Here is a 19,975-nt window from a genome sequence, read left to right on the forward strand (position 1 = left end):
AGCTGTTAATAAACAACGCTTTAAATCAAATTTCATAAATTTGGTATAAATTAGCTATTTTTCTTTTTAATTCTGTGCGAATATGTAAAGGTGCTAGACATTCACATCTGTCAGCGAAGCTTAAAAGAATGCCATAGTGATAGTCATTTTCTATAAAGGGAAAATTAACAATATAATGGTTTTCGTCATCTTTTAAAAAGCTGTCATAATCGCAATAATCAAGTAATTGCTCCATAATTGATTGATGTATGCGAAGCTTAATAGTGACTTGTAGCTTAGACATAATTTTGGTTGTATCTAAAAGTGGTTGTTGATATTTTTTAGGAATAAATGTAATCTTCTCTCTTTTTAAATTGAACAGGCGAGTTAATTTAAATAAACGAAAATCATTTCGCTTATAGCAGTAGCCTTGAAAATACCATTGACTACTCTTTAGAACAAGCTGGTAGGGTTCAACTTGTCTTTTAGTTTTATTTCCGCGGTGGTTAAGATATTCAAATGACAGGACGCTATTTTCTTGTAAGGCAATTTTGATTGTGCTTAAATCGTTTTCTAAATTGCGATTGCCCGTCCAATGACTAAAATCGATATGTATTTGCTCTGTTTGTAAGTTAGTTGTTTCTACTTTATCAATAGGGATCAGACTTTTAATTTTTGCCAGCGTATTTGTAAAATCTTTACTTTTTATGTCATTTGGAATACTGGAAATGCCGATTAAGAGCGTGATTAATTCTGCTTGTGAAAACGTATTTTTATCAATCTTGTAATTTTCCATAATTTCAAACCCACCACCCACACCAGTAGTAGAATGAACTGGGATACCAGCCATACTAATCGCTTCTATATCACGATAAATGGTACGCGTAGAGACTTCGAACATATCAGCTAATTTTTTTGCGCTGATTCTCTTTTTATCAATAAGAATCATGATGATACTAACCAGTCTATTAACCTTCATTTATTTGCCACCTTTTTTATTTATTTTGCGATTGTTGCCATAATGATGTCAACAATTGGTAAGTATAATAATAACAGAACTAATTAATGGAGGGCAATTATGAAAACAATTTATATTTATCTATTAGATACACTGGCAGACTGGGAATTGGGCTATGTCACTGCAGAGTTAAACTCTAGACGCTTTTTTAAAAATGATGCACCTTTCCTAACGATTAAAACCGTTAGCCATTCTAGACAATCAATTAATACTATGGGTGGCGTTAAAATAACTCCTGATTGCTTAGTTGAAGAGATTGAATTGAGTGAGAGGAGTGTATTATTGTTACCGGGAGCAGATACATGGCGTTCTCCAAGTCATAAGGCTATTCTTGGCGTCGCAGGCGAGTTGCTTTCAATTGGTGGTACTGTAGGTGCAATTTGTGGCGCAACGGTGGCGATTGCTAATATTGGTTTATTAAATGAAAATCTACATACTAGCAATGGACTAGAATTTCTTGAAATGTTCTGTCCGAATTATCGAGGACAAAATTATTATTTAGACCAATCATCTGTAGCTAATAATAATCTTATCACTGCAGGATCTGCAGGCGGATTGATGTGGGCTAAACAAATTATTGAAAGTTTAAATGTATTTGAACAGGATACATTAGAAGCTTGGTATAATTATTTTAGTACAGGAAAAGCCAATTACTTTTTGGAACTTATGCAAACATTGCCATCTGCTAAGGAAATCTAGTCTTTTAAAATCGATAGGAATGAAAAATAAATTGGGTTGGTATTTTAAGAGGTATGCTTTTTTTTATGAAATTGTCTGAAATTCAGATTGCAATAATAACTAGGAAGCTTTGTTGAAGAGTTTTGCATGAGCTAGTGGGATAATTTATTATGCTCACTTTCCTAGCGTGCGAAGCCCGTAAATTACGAACAATATAAAAGGGGTTAGGACAAATGTCCTAACCCTATTTTTATGGAATCAAGCTTGCTTTTTGCGAAAACATTTTTGCTTTAAACTAAAAGGATAATCTTATAAAACCCATTGTTCAATAGCATAGGCAACACCGTGCTCGTTATTGGATTTTGTGACTGCCTTAGCCACAGCTAACACATTGTCAGTTGAATTTGCCATTGCCACGGGTAGATGAACGACTTCAAGCATTGAAAGGTCATTATCAGCGTCACCGATGGCCATCGTTTCTTCCTGTTTAATGCCAAGCTTTTCTGCCAATGCTAATACCGCATTACCTTTACTTGCTTTTTTATTTAATAATTCAAAATAAAATGGTGTGCTTCGAACTAAGGTAAAGCGGTCACGCCACTTTTGCTCAACCAATGGAATGATTTTATCTAGTAGCTCAGGCTCATCAATATACATACATTTGATAATTTCCATGTCCGAGGTAATTTCCTCTGGCGTTCTATAATGTAGTGGCATTTGGACAATAAATGCTTCATGAACTGAATATTTAGAAATATCACGGTTGGAGGTATAAATGCCCTCTGGTGTGATGGTATGCTGATGGACGTTTAGCTCACGGGCAAAGCGCTCAATGTCTAAAAAGTCAGTGTAGGCAAGAGGTGTGCGGATAAAATCTGAGTGATCATTCGTATGTACCACTAACGCACCGTTAAAGGTAATGACATAATCGCCGACCTCTAATAAATTTAATTCCTCTAATATTGCTTTTACACCGGGAAATGGTCGTCCTGTGGTAATCACAATTTTTACACCCTGTGCCTTTGCCCTTTGAATTGCTGTTTTAACTTCTGCTGTAATCTCTCGTTGATCATTGACTAAAGTACCATCAATATCAATTGCAATTAATTTAATCAATTATATTCGTCCTTATCTATTTTTTATATTTCCTTTAATCTGCCGTTGATAATTTGTGCCTGAAAGGCTTGAATTTCGGTTTCAAATAATGAATTCTGACCGATAATCATTTCCTTTGGAAAAAAGAAACGTGTATCACCTGATTTGACGCCAGTAAGCGCCTTTACGATGGGACTAAGCGTTGATAGCTCTGCCAAGGTGCCGTCGGATTCGATCATCTCAATTTCAGTTCGTGGATTAATGCTTTTTGGACGATAAAAATCGTAAGGTAAGTCAAAGCTTGAATGCACGGCGGTATAGTAATTAGTGTCAAAGCCAACCGCTTCAATATTAGCAATTAATGGTTTTAAATTATCCTCTGATTTAAAGGTGACGGATTTAAAAACCTTTCGATTGATAAAGCGATCTGCTAAATCGCTTAAAATAATGTCTGAGTGTGTGGTCCAAGTCTCAAAGTAGCAGTTCAAAACGCTGTCATCTAAAGCGAGATAATCCAGCAGTGTAAAATTATTCTGAAAGAAAGGAATAAGCTTTGGGCTGGTTAGCTCAAAATACTGGATATTATCTGTAAAAATTGCCTTAGCACGCTTTAAAAGATGGCTTAAAATGACTTCCATGGAACGACTCGCTTGATGAAAATAGACTTGCATATACATTTGATAACGACTAACAATGTAATCCTCAATGGCGTGCATTCCGGAGTGCTTAAAGACAATCCCTGTTTTATGTGGTCTGATCACGCGTAAAATACGAGTTAGGTCAAAATTGCCATAGGTTGCACCGGTAAAATAAGCGTCACGAAGTAAATAATCCATTCGATCAGCATCAATCTGTGAAGAAATCAAGCCGACAACCTGTGGGTTGGGATAGTCATGACTAATCACCGCAGCAACTTTTTCTGGTAATAGAGGGTCGAATTGCCTCAACAGTCTTCCAACCTCTGTTTCGTCACTTGTAATGATTTCTTGGGTAAATTGCTCATGGTCTGTAAAAAAAAGATGCTCAAAAGTATGTGAATAGGCGCCATGTCCAATGTCGTGGAGTAAGGCAGCAATTAGGGTGACCATGGTTTCCTCGGCCTGCCAGCCATCGGTTAATTGCTTTGAATTATATTTTTGCTCAAAGCGCTCGGTAATGCGCCTTGCAATTTCATAAACACCAAGACTATGTGAAAATCTGGAATGTTCAGCGCCGTGAAAGGTGAAGCTTGAAGTGCCAAGCTGTTTAATTCGACGTAAGCGTTGGAATTCCTTTGTGTTAATCAGTTGGTAAATGATTTCGTGATTGACATGTACGTAGTTATGAACTGGATCGCGGAAAACTTTTTCACTAAATGACATAATACCTCCTTATAATCAATTTAACTATATTGTATCTAAAATTTAACCATTGTAAAAGTATCTTGGGTAAATATGTTTTTTATCTATACCAATTCACAAACTTTTTTATTTTAAGTTAAATTTAATTTTTGGATAATTAATTAAAATAATTATTAATTTAAGTTAAATATTAAAATATCAGGTGATTACTTGACAAAATGTTGATAAAAGCTTATATTTTAAATTGTTCTTTTGAAAATAGTAAATATAAAAAATAGATTTTTTATCTATACCATTTTATATAGCGCCAGACCTTAATTGAAATTTTAAGGTGACGAGGGAGAAACAATCGAAATTTCGGCGGATAGTTTCAGGGTGTGTGCTCTAGAGATGATGCTTAAAAGTAATGAGTAATCATTATGACAAAGGCTGATTCATACGCCAGAAGAACATAAAAATATGAAGATTTCTCAAGAAATCAGAAAGAAGGCATTTTTTATGTGTGGCATCGTAGGTGTAGTTGGTAATCGAAATACAACGGATATTTTATTACAAGGATTAGAAAAGCTAGAGTATCGTGGTTATGATTCGTCAGGCATTTATGTGACGACTGGTCCTGAAAAGTATAGCTTGATTAAAGCTGTCGGTCGAATTGCTGATTTGCGTGCTAAAATTGGCATTGATATTGCAGGCGTTTCAGGGGTTGGTCATACACGCTGGGCAACGCATGGTAAACCAACTGAAAATAATGCGCATCCTCATTTATCTGAAAGCGGTCGTTTTGTGCTCGTGCATAACGGTGTGATTGAAAATTTCATTGAAATTAAAACTGAATATTTAGCCGATACTCATTTTTATGGTGAAACAGATACAGAGATTGCTATTAATTTAATTGCTAAATTTGTCGAGGTTGAAGGTTTAAATGTGCAAGAGGCCTTTTTCAATGCCTTGAAAATTATCAAGGGTAGCTTTGGCTTTGCTTTAATGGATAAAGAAGATCCAGAAACGATTTATGTTGCTAAAAGAAAATCGCCATTATTAATTGGCTTAGGTGAAGGCTGCAATATGGTTTGTAGCGATGCGATGGCGATGATTCGGGAAACAAATCAGTTCTTGGAAATTCATGATGACGAAATGGTGGTCGTGAAAAAAGATGACGTGATTATTTTCTCAGCTGATGGTGACGTGCAGGAAAGAATGCCATTTACTGCGGCGTTAGATTTATCAGATATTGGTAAAGGGACATATCCATTTTATATGTTAAAAGAAATAGATGATCAACCAACCGTGATGCGGACTTTAGTACAAAAGTATACGAAGCCGACCGGTGAGATGGTGATTGACGAAGCAATTTTAAAGGATATTTTGGCAAGTGATCAGATTTATGTTGTTGCTGCCGGTACTTCTGAGAATGCGGGCTGGGGAAGTAAAGCGCTTTTTGAAAAATTAACGGGCATTCCTGTCGGTGTTTATACTGCGAGTGAGTTCGCCTATAATATACCTTTACTTTCAAAAAATCCATTTTTTATCTATTTAACGCAATCTGGTGAAACAGCTGATTCACGGCAAGTTTTGGTTGAAACGAATAAATTAGGCTATAAATCTTTAACGATTACTAATGTGCCGGGCTCAACGCTCTCACGTGAAGCTGATCATACTTTATTACTACATGCAGGACCAGAGATTGCAGTTGCATCAACTAAGGCCTATACTGCACAGATTGCAATGATGGCAATCTTAGCAAAGGCAATTGGTGATAAGCTTGGTAAAAAAGAGGCGATTGAATTAGACCTAGTACACGAGCTAGGGATTGTTGCAACAGCGATTTCAGCGATTATTGATACAAAAGAGGCAATTGAAGCATTAACCTATCAATACACGGAAGAAACACCAAATTGCTTCTATATCGGTCGCGGTAGTGATTATCATGTTTCAAAGGAAGCTTCTTTGAAGATGAAGGAAATCTCATATATTCAATGTGAAGGCTTTGCGGCAGGTGAGCTAAAGCATGGCACGATTGCTTTGATTGAAGAGGGGACGCCTGTGATTGCTTTGATTAGTGAGCCACGCTTAGCGCCACATACTCGGGGTAATTTAATGGAGGTTTATTCTCGGGGTGCCAACACTCTAGTCATCGCTACAGAAGATTGTGCTAAGCCAGAGGATCAGATTGTTGTGCCAAATGTACATCCATTACTAACACCGCTAGTGACAGTTGTACCAACACATTTACTCGCCTATTATGCATCATTACATCGTGGTTTAGATGTTGATAAGCCAAGAAATTTAGCAAAATCTGTTACGGTAGAGTAGATTTAAATAATATTGGGGGTTGGGACAAATGTCCTTACCCTTTTTGTAATGTGCGAAATTTATCTAGCACGTGTGATTTACCGAAGCTCTCCTGAAAAAATAAAATTTTTTTAACAACTTAACTAGAACGCTAAAGCGTTAAGCCTCATTTGTCTTAAACCTCTTGCCTATCGTTTTAATTTGGTGAACAATTACACTATAATGCAGAGGAACAGAGTTCTTTGGTGAAAATAGCAGTGTAACCGAAGGTCAAGTAACCAAAGCTGGCGATATCGTTTATACCGCAGGTGGCGGAGTGCTTACCAATTCATTGTCTAGCTTGACGATTAATTTAACAGACCCAAATTATGCCCTTAATGCGAAATTTGCATCGTTAGCAGACAATGTAACAGATGGAATTGTCAATATTCGTACGTTATTGCCAGCATTTGCTACGCTGACTGACAGCAATGCGGTGAATATCAAAACACTAAATCTTGCGATTGACGGGTATGCTGAGTTTATTCCAAATAACTTGACAGATATCAACTATTTGAAAGGTCAAATATATTCAGCGATTTAAATATTGCAGTTTAGGAGGTTATGCCAGCATATATTAAATCTTTAGCGATAACCGAGTAATAATTATTTTACTGTCATTTCATTTAATATTAATTTAAGAAATTAATGTATAATGGTTATAAGTTGCAATGACTGAATGAAATAAGGAGTGTATAAATGATTAAAATTTTATTGGTTGAAGATGATTTGAGCCTCTCAAATTCAGTTTTTGATTATCTAGATGAAAAATTTGAAGTGACCCAGGTCTTTGACGGAGAGGAAGGACTGTTTGAAGCGGAGAGCAATATTTATGATTTAATATTATTAGATTTAATGCTACCTGAGCGTAATGGGTTTGAGGTCTTAAAGGAACTTAGAAATCAAGGTATAGAAACGCCTGTTTTAATCATGACTGCCAAAGAAGGTATTGATGATAAAACGCATGGCTTTGAAATCGGTGCAGATGATTATTTAACTAAGCCATTTTACTTGGAAGAATTAAAAATGAGAATTAAATCCTTATTAAAGCGTTCGGGAAAGCTGGATGAGAATAGCTTGAAATATGGTGATATCGAGGTGAATTTGCAGAGCCAATCTGTCAAAGTAAAGCAAGAGTCACTTAGTATTTTGGGGAAGGAATATGAGCTATTAGTCTACTTTATTCAAAATCAGGGCGTGATTTTAACAAAAGAGCAGATATTCGATCGTTTGTGGGGCTTCGATAGTGATACGACAATTACGGTTGTTGAGGTTTATATGTCAAAATTGCGTAAAAGCTTGAAGGGCAGCCAGCTCGCTGAGAATTTAACCACGATTCGTAATGTTGGCTATATTTTGAAAAAGGCTGAAGCATGAAAGCCTGGCGCATAAAGCTACATCAATTCACTTCCTCAATTGATGCCATGTTTTTTATACGATACGTTGTTGCCTTTGCTTTAATTTTTTCAGCATTGGGCTTTATTGTCATTCAAATTTTGATGCAAACAGCTTATAGCTCAACGGATAAAAAAATTGAACAGCTGGCCAATGACCCTAATTTATTATATCAAGTTTATATGGATAATATTGAAAATGGTGGTAGCGGTAATTCAGCAGGCCGTTTAGACATGAATGTGCAGATTATCTTTTGGAATAACGCAGGCGAGCAGCTGGTTTCACCCTTGCAGAGCACACAGTCACAAGCTAATCAAATGTTCACGAATCTTAAATTTTCTAAAAATAATTTGGACTCAATTGTTAACATGCAAGTTAAAAATGATTATGGCAATGCTTCGTCCTTTAGAAGCTTGACCGAAAAATTTGTTGTATCAAGTGATATTAAAACGAATATTAGCTATTATCAAATTTTGATTAATACGAATCAGGTTAAAGAATCTGTTGAGCGTTTTAAAGGAATTATTTTGTATACGATGGTCGTTTTTTGGTTGATTTCAATTGTCATCAGCTGGTTTTTAACGAAGATGTCAATGAAACCAATATTGAAAAACTGGGAAAAGCAACGTGCCTTTATTTCAAATGCTTCTCATGAGCTGAGGACACCGTTAGCAATTTTACAAAATCGTTTAGAGCGATTATTTCAAAAGCCAGATTCTACGATTTTAGACAATTCTGAAAATATTGCGGATTCTTTGAATGAAGTCAGAAATATGCGCTTTTTAACAAGTAATCTTTTAAATTTAGCAAAGAATGAAAAAGAACAGCTTGAAGTTAAGCCGGAAGAAATAGACCAAGCCTTCTTTAATAAAATGGCAATTAACTATTCGGAGCTAGCAGAGCTTGAGAAGCGTCAATTTCAGTCAGACATTTCTGAAATTAAAAACTTTAAACAGGATAAGCAAGTGCTTAAACAAATGATAACGATTCTTTTTGATAATGCTATGAAATATACGTCTGATAATGGTCTGATTGAGTTTGTAGTGACTCAATCGAAGCGTGATGTCACAATTAGTATCAAGGATGACGGTATTGGTATCAGTGATCCTGATAAAGTTAAAATTTTTGAGCGCTTTTACCGGGTTGATCAAGCAAGGACTAGAAATAATGGTGGTCTTGGCCTCGGATTATCCTTGTTAGAACAGCTGGTTGGCATTTTAAAGGGGCAAGTTAATGTCTATGATAATTTTCCGAAGGGCACCGTGTTTAAATTAACCGTGCCAAATATGGAAAGAAGTAAATTACATTAAAATTAGATAGTGAGATAAAAATCCAGTTAACGATTTAGCCCGTCAATAATCCAACTTCAACGACGAAAATCTAGCAAACTAGACAAAAATTCCGCACGAACGGCTCTCACTTACGTCTTTTTCTAAGCTTGTATGTTGTAGCTTAAAAAATTACTTTTCATACAAATCATCCAATCTTTCTTGGAAAGATTGGATGATTTGCGAATATCAGAGGGCTTTTTGCTGGATTTCCCGATCTTTCATGGAAAGATTGGCTTATCCGCCGATATTAGTGCAATTTTTGACATTACTAGAAGCTTATTTATGGTAAAATAATTAAGAGAATAGATAGTTGGAGGTAATCATGGCAAAATTATGGGGTGGTCGCTTTGAGGAACAGGCGGCAGCATGGATTGATCGATTTGGTGCTTCAATTCCTTTTGATCAGAAGATGGCGAGACAGGATTTAAAGGGGAGTCTAGCACACGTTGCAATGCTTGCGAAAACAGGTATCATTTCTGAAGCCGAGGCGAAAACAATTTCTGACGGTATTAAGCAAGTAGAAGCGCAATATGAAGCTGGAGAGATAGAGTTTAAGATTGAAAATGAAGATGTGCATATGAATATGGAAAGCTATTTGCACGAAGCGATTGGTTCAGTCGCTGGCAAATTACATACTGCACGCAGTCGTAATGATCAAGTTGCTACGGATATGCATTTGTATCTCAAGGATGTGCTCAGTCAAGTGATTGCAAAAATTCATGACTTACGTTCTGTTTTAGTCGCTAAGGCTGATGAAAATGTTGAAACCATTATGCCCGGCTATACACATTTGCAACATGCACAGCCAATTAGCTTTGGTCATCATATGCTCGCTTATTATAATATGCTGACGAGAGATCAAGAACGCTTTGAGGAATCTGTTAAGCGTGCAGATATTTCACCCTTGGGCAGTGCTGCTTTGGCAGGAACGACCTTCCCAATTGATCGCTTCTATTCGGCTGAATTGCTTGGTTTTAAAGCTGTTTATTCCAATTCGCTTGATGGGGTTTCAGACCGAGATTTTATTTTAGAATTCTTAAGCAATGCTAGTATTTTGATGATGCATCTGTCACGCTTTTGTGAGGAAATTATTTTATGGTGTTCACATGAGTTTAAATTTGTTGAATTAACCGATACCTTTTCAACTGGCTCAAGTATTATGCCACAAAAGAAAAATCCTGATATGGCAGAGTTAATTCGTGGCAAAACGGGTCGTGTTTATGGCAATCTTTTTGGCTTGTTAACGGTGATGAAGGGCTTACCATTGGCGTATAATAAAGATTTGCAGGAAGATAAAGAAGGCATGTTTGATACAGCAGATACCATTTTGACCAGCTTGGATATCATGAGTGGAATGGTTGACACGATGAAGATTAATAAGGAAATCATGGCCGAATCGACTGAAAAAGACTTCTCAAATGCGACAGAATTAGCTGACTACTTGGCGACTAAAGGTATTCCATTTAGACAGGCACACGAAATTGTTGGCAAGTTAGTTTTAGAGTGTACAAAAGCAGGCTATTATTTGCAGGATGTTCCTTTAGCACGTTATCAAGAAATTACGCCTCTGATTGAAGCGGATATTTATGATACGCTACAATCAAAAACAGCAATTGAGCGCCGTAAATCATATGGCAGTACGGGCTTTGAGCAAGTACGCCTTCAGATTGAAAACGCGCAAAAAGCATTGAAGGTTGAAGCTAATTAAGTAAAAAAATTATTTTAAAAAGCATATTCGCTATTAATAAGCGAGTATGCTTTTTGGGCGCAATGTCAAATCGGTCTGATTTTACTAAAATAATCAATAAGGTATTAGTAGCCGTTTTCAGTGGACTGCTCTTTGATATTATTTTCTTGCGAAAATGGTATTGTTTCTTGGAAACAATTCTAAATTCACATAGCTTAGGATGATATGTCTTTTTAATCATTTCAAGGTAAATAAAAATTGGACTGAAATATTTATCAGTCCAATTTATTATAGAGCTGTTTTTAATGATTAGCTGACCAATAGCTGAAAAATGAAAATCGGTAATGAAAATAAGGCGATAACTGCTGCCGGCATGTCTAAATGGCTGCCAGAGCGATAATTAATAATTCGATCTAGCACAAGCCCAACGATCATTGACGCCATACCGATGATTGCTGAAAACCAAATATTACCAGTGGCCAGAGCTGCATAGGCGGATACAAGCGTCACATGATGTGTGACTGGGATTGGTTGTTTAGTGCTATATTGAAAGATTAGGGTCATGGCACTAATTCCCCAACCAAACGTTGCGATATTTAAATCTATTGTTACATAGGCAATACCTAAGCTGATAAAGAATGCCAAAGGGATATGATATTTAATATCTTCCATTAGCGCATTCTGCCAATTGGCTGGATTATTATTAATTGTGATTATACTTTCTTTGGCAATAAACTTTCTTATAAAAAGGCTGAGTATGACAATTGTTAAGGCGACAGCATCAATGGGTGGTGAGAATAATAGGAAAATGAAGGCAATAATATAGCCAAATAATCCAAAAACGCCACCAATTAAATAGCTTGAGCGTTTGCCTTGATATGCAGAAGCCATTACATTTCTACCAGTATCATTGCTGTTTGTAAGCTTACCCTGCCATGCAGCAGCGGCAACGCCCCCGATAAATGCGACTTGTGGGCCAAAAAATGGCCCGAACACGACTTCATTGATAAAATACGTGTCACCATTAGAAAGTACAATTGCTGCGCCTAATAAGGATAAAAACCCAGCCATAATAAAGGCAATAGTACCACCAAAAATTGCACCAAAAACGCCACCACAAAATGCGATAAATAATGTTGCTAACGACATTTATTTTCCTCTTACATACACTTATTGATTAGATAAATAACATCTTCTCTTGTTACTGGTTTCGGATGAGCCTTGATATCTTGTAGAAAACCGACAAAACACAAATCAGCTAGCGCTTCAATTTCACTTTCCTTAAGGCCATATTTACCAAAAGAAACATCAACATGCAAATCTTGATAAAGTTCACGTAAAATACGCGGTAGCTGCGAAGATTTTTCTGTATCAGATAAATCACGGTCTAGACTTGGATCGAGAATACCAGCAACTTTAGATAGCTTGTCTTCTGCATAAGGCAAAGTCCATTCAATGATTTGTGGGAAACAGGCTGCTAGAGTACCACCGTGTGGGGCATCGGTCAATGCACCAAGAGGCTGTCCTAAGGCGTGTGGTAAAGTGACGCCAGCTGTGCCGATTGCAGCACCACCTAAGCCGCAGGCCAAGGCCATTTGATCGCGCGCCTCAACGTTTTCGCCTTCATTGACCGCCTTACGAATACTTTTTGCGAACAATTCGATTGAATAAAGCGAAAGCATTTCACTGATTGGTGTTGCATTTACACTAATATAAGATTCAAGCGCATGTGCAAAGGTATCCAAGCCGGTTAAGGCAGTAATCATTGAAGGAATGGTTGTCATAATCAATGGATCAACTAAGGCAATATCTGGATAGATGTATGGTGTGATAATTGTGCATTTACGTTTTTCGGCAGGATTATTGACAACTGCAAAGCTGGTCGCTTCTGTTCCAGTTCCCGCTGTAGTTGGCACAACGATTAATGGCAAACCACGTTTAGTGGGGCGAGTAACCTCTTCGCCTGCTCTTTCAGTATATTCCCAGCATTCGCCACCATTCGTTGCTACCAATGCATTCGCCTTGGCCGAGTCAATTGCACTGCCACCACCGATAGCAACAACGACATCACATTTTTCCTTTAAGCATAATTCGGTTCCTGCATCGATAGAAGTATTGCGTGGATTAGGTGAAATATCATTAAATTCAATGACCGCCACTCCATTATTTTTCAGGTTGGCGATGATTTTCTCTAGCGTTTCACTTCCCTTTAGAAATGGATCATAAACTAAGAATGCCTTTTCGCCACTCGCTTTAGCTAATGCCCCTAATTCACTTAATCTACCTTCTCCCATGATGACCTTTGTTGGAAAACTAAATTCAAAAGATTTCATTTCATTTGTTAGTAGTATCGGTATACTACTTTCTCCTTTCGCTTTTTTAAAAAATAAAAATATACAAAATATATTTAATGTATACAATTTAACATGGATGCGTTTTTATGTCAATCAATGACAAAATATTTTTTATTATCATATAAATATTGATATTAAAGGCTTTTTTCCAAATTATATTTAAATTTCACAAATTATTGTTGACGCTTTCATAAATAGATAGTACAATAAAATCAAATATTGTATACAATTATTAATAAAAGGATACAACTTAAAAGCTAAGTAATGGAAAGGAGCTATTATATCGTGATTTACTGATGATTGTATTTAAGTTGTAGCAGTATTTATGGATGTATTCATTATGATTAATTATTGATAAATTGAAAGGATGATTAATGTGAAACAAGAGTCATATAAAGCATTTGCGCAAACCATTCGGATTGAAACTTTGAAGGCGCTTAAGGGACTGGGCTTTGGCCACGTTGGTGGGGCAATGTCAGCATCAGATTTATTTGCCGTATTATACGGAGGTGAAATGAAAATTGATCCTCAAAATCCAAGCTGGGATGAACGTGATTATTTTGTCATGTCTAAAGGACATGCAGGCCCTGGATTATATACAACATTGGCATTAAAAGGCTATTTTCCTGTTGAAGAATTAAAGACAATTAATACAAATGGCACGCGTTTACCAAGTCATTGTGATCGGAATAATACACCGGGGATTGACATGAGTACTGGTTCATTAGGTCAAGGTATGTCTACTGGTATTGGCATTGCACATGGTCTTAAAATACAAGGCAAGCCAAATTATACTTATTTACTAATTGGTGATGGTGAATGTGATGAGGGACAAATTTGGGAGGGTGCACTTTATGCACCACAGCACGAGTTAGATCATTTGATTGCTTTTGTGGACTATAATAAGCAGCAATTAGATGGCTATACAAAAGATATTTTAGATTTAGGTGATTTAGCACAAAAATTTAGAGAATTTGGCTGGTACACGTTAGAGGTAGACGGTCATGACACTAAAGCGATTACCGCAGCAATTCATTTGGCTAAAGAAAATAAGGGCAAACCAACAATGATTGTTCTACACACTGTAAAAGGTAAGGATTGTACCTTTGCGGAAGGTGTGCTTTACAATCACCATATGACCTTTACAGAGGAACAGTGCGATGAAGCAATTTCAAAATTATCAAAATAAAAAATGATGGAAATAAGGAGCAAGCTTTAAGATGAAATTTTTTTTAGATACAGCCAATATTGAGGAAATTAAGCGTATTAACGCGTTAGGTTTAGTAGACGGTGTGACGACTAATCCAACTATTATTAGTCGTGAGGGTAAGGATTTTGAAACAGTAATTAGAGAGATTTGTACGATAGTTGATGGTCCAGTATCAGCAGAGGTGATTGCCTTAGATACAGAAAATATGCTGAAAGAAGCGCGTGAGATTGCTCAATGGGCAGATAATATTGTCGTAAAAATTCCAATGACTGAAGCCGGCTTAAAAGCAGTTCATACGCTGTCCAAAGAAGGGATTAAAACCAATGTCACTTTGATTTTCTCAGTTGCGCAAGGCTTAATGGCAGCGAAAGCGGGTGCGACCTTTATTTCACCCTTTGTTGGTCGTTTAGATGATATCGGCGTTTCAGGAATTCAATTAATAACCGAATTACGTGAAGTTTTAGATATTTATCAATATCCAGCAGAAATTATTTCGGCATCGATTCGCAATATTGAGCACGTAGAAACAACAGCTTTGGCGGGTAGTCATATTGCAACTATTCCGGGCACACTTTTCCCTAAGTTATGGTCGCATCCATTGACTGATAATGGGATAGCACAATTTATGAAGGATTGGAAAAACTTTACAAAATCATGATTAGTAGATAGAGAGTGAGGCAAAATAATGACTTATAAAATTATAGAGGAATTAAAAACAGAAGAAAAGGCAATGCGTGATGTTTATGCGTCGACTTTAGCGGAGCTAGCAAGAGAAGATCAAAAGGTAGTTTCATTAGATGCTGATTTGATGAATTCTGTTGGTCTAGTCCCTCTTGCTAAGGAATTTCCTAACCGCGTGATTGATTGTGGGATTCAAGAAGCGAATATGTTTGGTACTGCGGCTGGTATGTCGGCGGTCGGTATGGTACCCTTTGTTCATACTTTTGCTTGCTTTGCTAGTCGACGGATTGCCGATCAAATTTTTGTATCCGGTGCCTTTGCTAAGGCAAATGTGAGAATTATCGGTAGTGATCCGGGTGTGACCGCAGCGTTTAATGGTGCAACACATATGCCCTTTGAGGATATTGGTATTCTAAGAGGTATTCCTGAGGTGACAGTAATTGAGCCAACCGATGCTGTGATGCTTGAAGATATGGTAAGACAGACCAAAGCATTAAAAGGTATTTTTTATATCAGAATGTCACGTAAAAATGCGGTGCAGGTTTATCAGCAAGGCTCAAGCTTTGAAATTGGCAAGGTTGCAAAAGTTCAAGCGGGTAACGATGTCACCTTGTTTGCTTCTGGTATTTGTGTTTCTGAATCGATATTGGCAGCAAAAAAATTGGCTGAAGAAGGTATTTCAGCTGAAGTTATTAATGTCTTTACAATTAAACCAATTGATATAGCTGGTATTGTTGAATCAGTTAGCAAGACAGGTGCTGCTGTGACGGCAGAAAATCATAATATCATTAATGGTTTGGGTAGTGCGGTCAGTGAGGTATTAGCCGAAAATAAACCAGTACCTTTAGAGCGTGTTGGTGTTAAAGACCGTTTTGGTGAGGTTGGTTCGGTTGATTATTTAAAAGAAACAATGGGCTTGACTGCTGCAGATATTGTTGCGGCTGCCAAAAGAGCGATTGCTAGAAAATAGGATTTTAAATGTAAGGAGCAAATTAGCTATGGAAGAAATTATTTTTAAACCGCAGATTATTGAATATGATAGCTGTAGTGAATTTATCGCGGCAACTCAGTTCAAGGTGGATGACTTAATTTTCACAAGCCAGTCTGTCTATGAAAATTTCTTAAAAAATTATGAATTTGAATCAAAAATTATCTTTCAAAGACAATATGGCTCAGGTGAACCAAATGATGAAATGGTTAGTAAAATCATGGCAGAGGTCAGAAAAGGCGATTATAAGCGCATCATTGCGATTGGTGGTGGGACGGTTTTAGATATTGCTAAGATTCTATCTGTTACTGATGATCGCAGCTTAGATGAGCTTTATGAGCAAATTGATACGGTTAAGTGTCAAAGGACGCTGCTTGCAGTGCCGACAACCTGTGGTACAGGTAGTGAGGTTACTAATATTGCAGTTGTTAATCGACTGCGCTTAGGTACCAAAATGGGCTTAGTCTCACCCGAAATGTTTCCAGCACAAGCAATTTTAGTGCCAGAGCTGTTAAATGGTTTGCCAAAATATGTCTTTGCAACGAGCTCGATTGATGCCTTAGTGCACGCTACTGAATCAGCTGTTTCACCAAAGGCGACTGAGTTTACTAGATTGTTTTCCTACGCAGCGATTCGTAAAATTATTAATGGTTTTCAACGAATTGTTGCTGAAGGGGAACAGGTGATGCCAAGCTTAATGAAGGATTTTCTGATAGCGAGTACCTTTGCCGGCTTGGCCTTTGGAACGGCTGGCTGTGGTCCGGTTCATGCCATGAGCTATCCCTTTGGTGGCACCTATCATGTTGCACATGGTGAAAGTAACTTTGTTATTTTTACGGGTGTGCTCAAGCATTATGTTGAAAAAGATAATTCAGGCGCTGTCGTTGACTTAAATCATTTGCTTTCAGAATTGCTAAACTGCCCAATTGAAGACGTTTATATTGCCTTGGACAGTCTTTTAGATCAAATCTTACCTAAGCAATCAATGAAAGAATATGGTGTTCAAGAAGTTGAGCTGTCAGAATTTGCTAAAAATGTCATTCAAGAGCAGCAGCGTTTGTTAGGTAATAGTTTTTATCCTTTAGATGAAGCACAAGTATTAAAAATTTATCAATCCATTTATTAATTATTATTACTAATTTACGCTAATCACCTCCTTTGAAAATCAGTAAAAATAAAGCAATGATAATTATAAATAAGAATATAAGCTTATTAATCAAGAAACATTTTAATAAGCTTATTTTTTTGTGAAATGCTACTTACTATAAGATTAGTTCGGAGAAAATTGAAGATATGAGTTACCGTAATAGGATTAAATGATAGATGAAAATAATAAATTGGGCTTAAATTTAAGCAAATAATAAAAAAAATCACTCCTAGCTAAACTCAATGGCAAGAGAATTTGGCTAGGAGTGATTAATATTAATTGGGTGATAAGGGGTATCACCTCAAATAAACGAATTATCTTTAAATCAATTTCACTTATTAACTATTAATAGAAATTAAAGTTTTAAAGTGATTAATATCTTCAATACAATATTTCAATGCAGCCTCTACCTCTTCAAGTGGGTAGATTTTATCATCTAAAATTTGATATAAATCTTCGTCTAAAACACCAGCATCCAATAGCGATACTGCTCTTGCGAAGGCATATTGCGAATGAACACGAACACCTAAAATTTGTAATTCTTTAGAGTAAACATCGTTTGTACTGAAAGGACAGTTTTCTTTGGCGATGCCAATAATGATAACCTTACCACGAATTTTAACAGCCGCTGTTGAAGCTAAAATAGAGCTTGCCACACCAGAAGTTTCAAAAACGGTATCGAATCCAGTGCCATCATTTATTGTTTTAGCATATTCTTTAAGCGAATCCTTAATTGGATTAACAATATTGAAGCCCATATTCTTAGCGTAATTTAAACGATAATCGCTAACTTCGCTAATCGTAACCTCTGCACCAGCATGTTTGGCAACAACTGCAATTAACATACCGATTGGGCCGCCACCAGATACGAGCACTTTATCACCAATTTCTAGCTTTGCAGTCATTACATCATGGACGGCTACTGCTAAAGGCTCAGCCATTGCAGCTAATCTCATATCCATATCTTTTCTAACTTTATAGAGCTTTTTAATTGGGACTTTAACATATTCAGCAAAAGTACCCTCTACATGGATACCCAAAATTTTGAGTTCTTCACAAACATTATCATATCCTGTGATACATGATGGACAATTGCCGCAGGAAAAGAATGGTTGTGCGACCACAGCATCTCCGATTTCAATTCCATTTTTCATTTTACCTTGAAAATCAATCAATTCTCCGACAAATTCATGTCCTGGAATTCTAGGATAAGTAGCGGTGGCGTGGTGTCCTTGGTAGACATGAATATCTGAGCCACAAATACCTGCATATTTAACCTTGATTAGGGCTTCGTTTGATTCTAAAACTGGCATTTCTTGTTGCGTAAATTGTACATTATTTGGTTCAATAAATAGAGCACTTTTCATTTTTGGTCACTTCCAATTTTCTAATTAAGTAAGGTACACATTTTATATTAATTGTATACAATTAATATAAATAAAATACACTTAGATGTCAATAGCAAAATCATTAATAATTTAAAAAATTGCTCTGATTATTTGCCTATGCTATACTTTTATCAAGTTTGGTTAGGAGAAGCTCATGAAGGAATACGTCACATTAAAAGATGTTGCACAAAAAGCCGGATTATCTATTAGTAGTGTTTCTAAAATATTAAGTGGTAAAGATAATTTTAAAGCTGCGACAAGGGATAGGGTCATTAAAATTGCCGAGGAGCTTGGCTATTCTCCGAATGCATTGGCTCGAGGTGTTAAAAATAGGAGCGGTTATCGCACGATAGGATTTTTTGTACCAAATATTTTAAATCCTTTTTTTGCGGAATTGGTTAATGAAGTTGAAAAAAGGCTTTCTAGGCATGGCTTTATATTGACATTGTGTATTTTTGACGATGATGCTAAAAAAATGTCTGACTTTTTGAAAATGCTAATCGAGACACGGGCTGAAGGCTGTATTATTGCTGGAACAAGAGAGGATGCTTGTGAGGCAGAGTTTCAGCAGGCAAAGCGTTTTTTAAATATGGTTTCGATCCAGGCGGATATTGCTGGTATTGATCGTGTTGATGTGACGGATGAAAAAGGTACCGAGGAGATTGTTAATTATTTAATCGGTAAGGGACATCGAAATATTGCTTTTTTAGGCTATCGTTTTGATATATCGGTTTTAAAACACCGCTTAAACGGCTATTATCGTGCATTAAAGCGTGCCAGTATTCCTATTCGGGAGGCTTATGTGGTTGAAAGTGAGCATGATAATCAAGCATTGTATCTGTCTGCTAAAAAGCTAATAGAATTGCCAAATCGACCAACTGCAATTCACTGCATTAATGAATTCAGCGCCTCAAGTGCTTATTTGGCGATACGTGATGCAGGTCTAAGAATTCCTGAGGATATTTCTATTACAGGCTTTGACGGTATTTCTATTTCCAAAATGCTATTACCTCGTTTAACAACGATTCAGGATCCGATTGATTTATTGGCGCAAATTGCAGTTGATATGCTCGTGGCACGAATTGACAATCAAGATCAATCAAGTGATAACAAACATATCTATGTTCAACATCGAATGATTGAAAATGACTCGGTAGCGCAGCTTGAATAGCATTATTTGTTAATTTTTTGACATCTTCTCTCATAGAAGATGTTTTTTTGTTGAATTATTTTTATAATATGGGCTAAAATTTTTGGATAACATTAATTTGATGGTAGTTTTTTATTAGGAATAGATACCAAATGCGGTTTTAGTTTGTTATTATAATTCAAACGTTTGAATTAATATAGCAA

Annotated in this window: 17 protein-coding genes; 11 read left to right on the forward strand and 6 right to left on the reverse strand. The window is 36.5% G+C overall.

What is annotated here, in order from left to right; all coding sequences use genetic code 11:
- Positions 1 to 25: 25 nt before the first annotated feature.
- Positions 26 to 958: a YafY family protein gene (locus HOY35_RS10610; RefSeq protein ID WP_172213405.1), complete on the reverse strand. Its 933-nt coding sequence runs from the start codon at positions 956 to 958 to the stop codon at positions 26 to 28.
- A 99-nt stretch (positions 959 to 1,057) separates the two neighbouring features.
- Between HOY35_RS10610 and HOY35_RS10615 the strand changes: the two genes are divergently transcribed.
- A complete protein-coding gene (locus HOY35_RS10615) occupies positions 1,058 to 1,696 on the forward strand; it encodes a DJ-1/PfpI family protein (RefSeq protein ID WP_172213403.1) in 639 nt (212 codons plus the stop codon).
- 288 nt (positions 1,697 to 1,984) lie between these two features.
- Here HOY35_RS10615 and yidA read toward each other — a convergent pair whose 3' ends face one another.
- On the reverse strand, positions 1,985 to 2,791 hold the full coding sequence (gene yidA, locus HOY35_RS10620; RefSeq protein WP_172213401.1) for a sugar-phosphatase: 807 nt from the start codon (positions 2,789 to 2,791) through the stop codon (positions 1,985 to 1,987).
- A gap of 23 nt (positions 2,792 to 2,814) precedes the next feature.
- Complete coding sequence (locus HOY35_RS10625; RefSeq protein WP_172213399.1) at positions 2,815 to 4,131, reverse strand: HD domain-containing protein; 1,317 nt, start codon at positions 4,129 to 4,131, stop codon at positions 2,815 to 2,817.
- Positions 4,132 to 4,608: 477 nt separating this feature from the next.
- Between HOY35_RS10625 and glmS the strand changes: the two genes are divergently transcribed.
- The 5 genes from glmS (at position 4,609) to argH (ending at position 10,875) form a co-directional block, all read left to right on the forward strand.
- Positions 4,609 to 6,423, forward strand: a complete 1,815-nt coding sequence (gene glmS, locus HOY35_RS10630; protein ID WP_172213551.1) for a glutamine--fructose-6-phosphate transaminase (isomerizing) — start codon at positions 4,609 to 4,611, stop codon at positions 6,421 to 6,423.
- Positions 6,424 to 6,718: 295 nt separating this feature from the next.
- On the forward strand, positions 6,719 to 6,985 hold the full coding sequence (locus HOY35_RS10635) for a hypothetical protein (protein ID WP_172213397.1): 267 nt from the start codon (positions 6,719 to 6,721) through the stop codon (positions 6,983 to 6,985).
- A gap of 155 nt (positions 6,986 to 7,140) precedes the next feature.
- On the forward strand, positions 7,141 to 7,818 hold the full coding sequence (locus HOY35_RS10640; protein WP_172213395.1) for a response regulator transcription factor: 678 nt from the start codon (positions 7,141 to 7,143) through the stop codon (positions 7,816 to 7,818).
- The gene (locus tag HOY35_RS10645; protein ID WP_172213393.1) at positions 7,815 to 9,146 is read left to right on the forward strand and encodes an ATP-binding protein; all 1,332 of its coding nucleotides are present in this window, start codon (positions 7,815 to 7,817) and stop codon (positions 9,144 to 9,146) included. The genes HOY35_RS10640 and HOY35_RS10645 overlap by 4 nt, the downstream gene beginning before the upstream one ends.
- Before the next feature lie 343 nt (positions 9,147 to 9,489).
- Positions 9,490 to 10,875 (forward strand): argininosuccinate lyase, encoded by a 1,386-nt coding sequence (gene argH, locus HOY35_RS10650; RefSeq protein ID WP_172213391.1) that lies wholly within the window; start codon positions 9,490 to 9,492, stop codon positions 10,873 to 10,875.
- Between the two features lie 288 nt (positions 10,876 to 11,163).
- On the opposite strand, the gene HOY35_RS10655 is transcribed toward argH, so the two are convergent.
- Together HOY35_RS10655 and HOY35_RS10660 are read right to left on the reverse strand one after the other, a co-directional pair.
- The gene (locus HOY35_RS10655; protein ID WP_172213389.1) at positions 11,164 to 12,003 is read right to left on the reverse strand and encodes a hypothetical protein; all 840 of its coding nucleotides are present in this window, start codon (positions 12,001 to 12,003) and stop codon (positions 11,164 to 11,166) included.
- Between the two features lie 11 nt (positions 12,004 to 12,014).
- Positions 12,015 to 13,187 carry an iron-containing alcohol dehydrogenase gene (locus tag HOY35_RS10660; protein WP_172213387.1) on the reverse strand — a complete coding sequence of 391 codons (1,173 nt, stop codon included), beginning with the start codon at positions 13,185 to 13,187 and terminating at the stop codon, positions 12,015 to 12,017.
- A gap of 397 nt (positions 13,188 to 13,584) precedes the next feature.
- Here HOY35_RS10660 and HOY35_RS10665 point away from each other — a divergent pair, with 397 nt between their 5' ends.
- The 4 genes from HOY35_RS10665 to HOY35_RS10680 are packed head-to-tail and all read left to right on the forward strand — an operon-like array spanning position 13,585 to position 17,213.
- Positions 13,585 to 14,397, forward strand: a complete 813-nt coding sequence (locus HOY35_RS10665) for a transketolase (RefSeq protein ID WP_349627509.1) — start codon at positions 13,585 to 13,587, stop codon at positions 14,395 to 14,397.
- A gap of 31 nt (positions 14,398 to 14,428) precedes the next feature.
- Positions 14,429 to 15,076: a fructose-6-phosphate aldolase gene (gene fsa, locus HOY35_RS10670; RefSeq protein WP_172213383.1), complete on the forward strand. Its 648-nt coding sequence runs from the start codon at positions 14,429 to 14,431 to the stop codon at positions 15,074 to 15,076.
- A gap of 27 nt (positions 15,077 to 15,103) precedes the next feature.
- Positions 15,104 to 16,069, forward strand: a complete 966-nt coding sequence (locus HOY35_RS10675; protein ID WP_172213381.1) for a transketolase family protein — start codon at positions 15,104 to 15,106, stop codon at positions 16,067 to 16,069.
- Between the two features lie 28 nt (positions 16,070 to 16,097).
- The gene (locus HOY35_RS10680) at positions 16,098 to 17,213 is read left to right on the forward strand and encodes a 4-hydroxybutyrate dehydrogenase (protein ID WP_172213379.1); all 1,116 of its coding nucleotides are present in this window, start codon (positions 16,098 to 16,100) and stop codon (positions 17,211 to 17,213) included.
- 359 nt (positions 17,214 to 17,572) lie between these two features.
- On the opposite strand, the gene HOY35_RS10685 is transcribed toward HOY35_RS10680, so the two are convergent.
- Positions 17,573 to 18,601, reverse strand: coding sequence for a zinc-binding dehydrogenase (locus HOY35_RS10685; protein WP_172213376.1), 1,029 nt, complete (start codon positions 18,599 to 18,601; stop codon positions 17,573 to 17,575).
- A gap of 175 nt (positions 18,602 to 18,776) precedes the next feature.
- Here HOY35_RS10685 and HOY35_RS10690 point away from each other — a divergent pair, with 175 nt between their 5' ends.
- Positions 18,777 to 19,793 carry a LacI family DNA-binding transcriptional regulator gene (locus tag HOY35_RS10690; RefSeq protein WP_172213374.1) on the forward strand — a complete coding sequence of 339 codons (1,017 nt, stop codon included), beginning with the start codon at positions 18,777 to 18,779 and terminating at the stop codon, positions 19,791 to 19,793.
- Positions 19,794 to 19,975: the final 182 nt, after the last annotated feature.

It is taken from the genome of Enterococcus sp. MMGLQ5-1 (genome assembly GCF_013155265.1).
Taxonomy (GTDB): domain Bacteria; phylum Bacillota; class Bacilli; order Lactobacillales; family Streptococcaceae; genus MMGLQ5-1.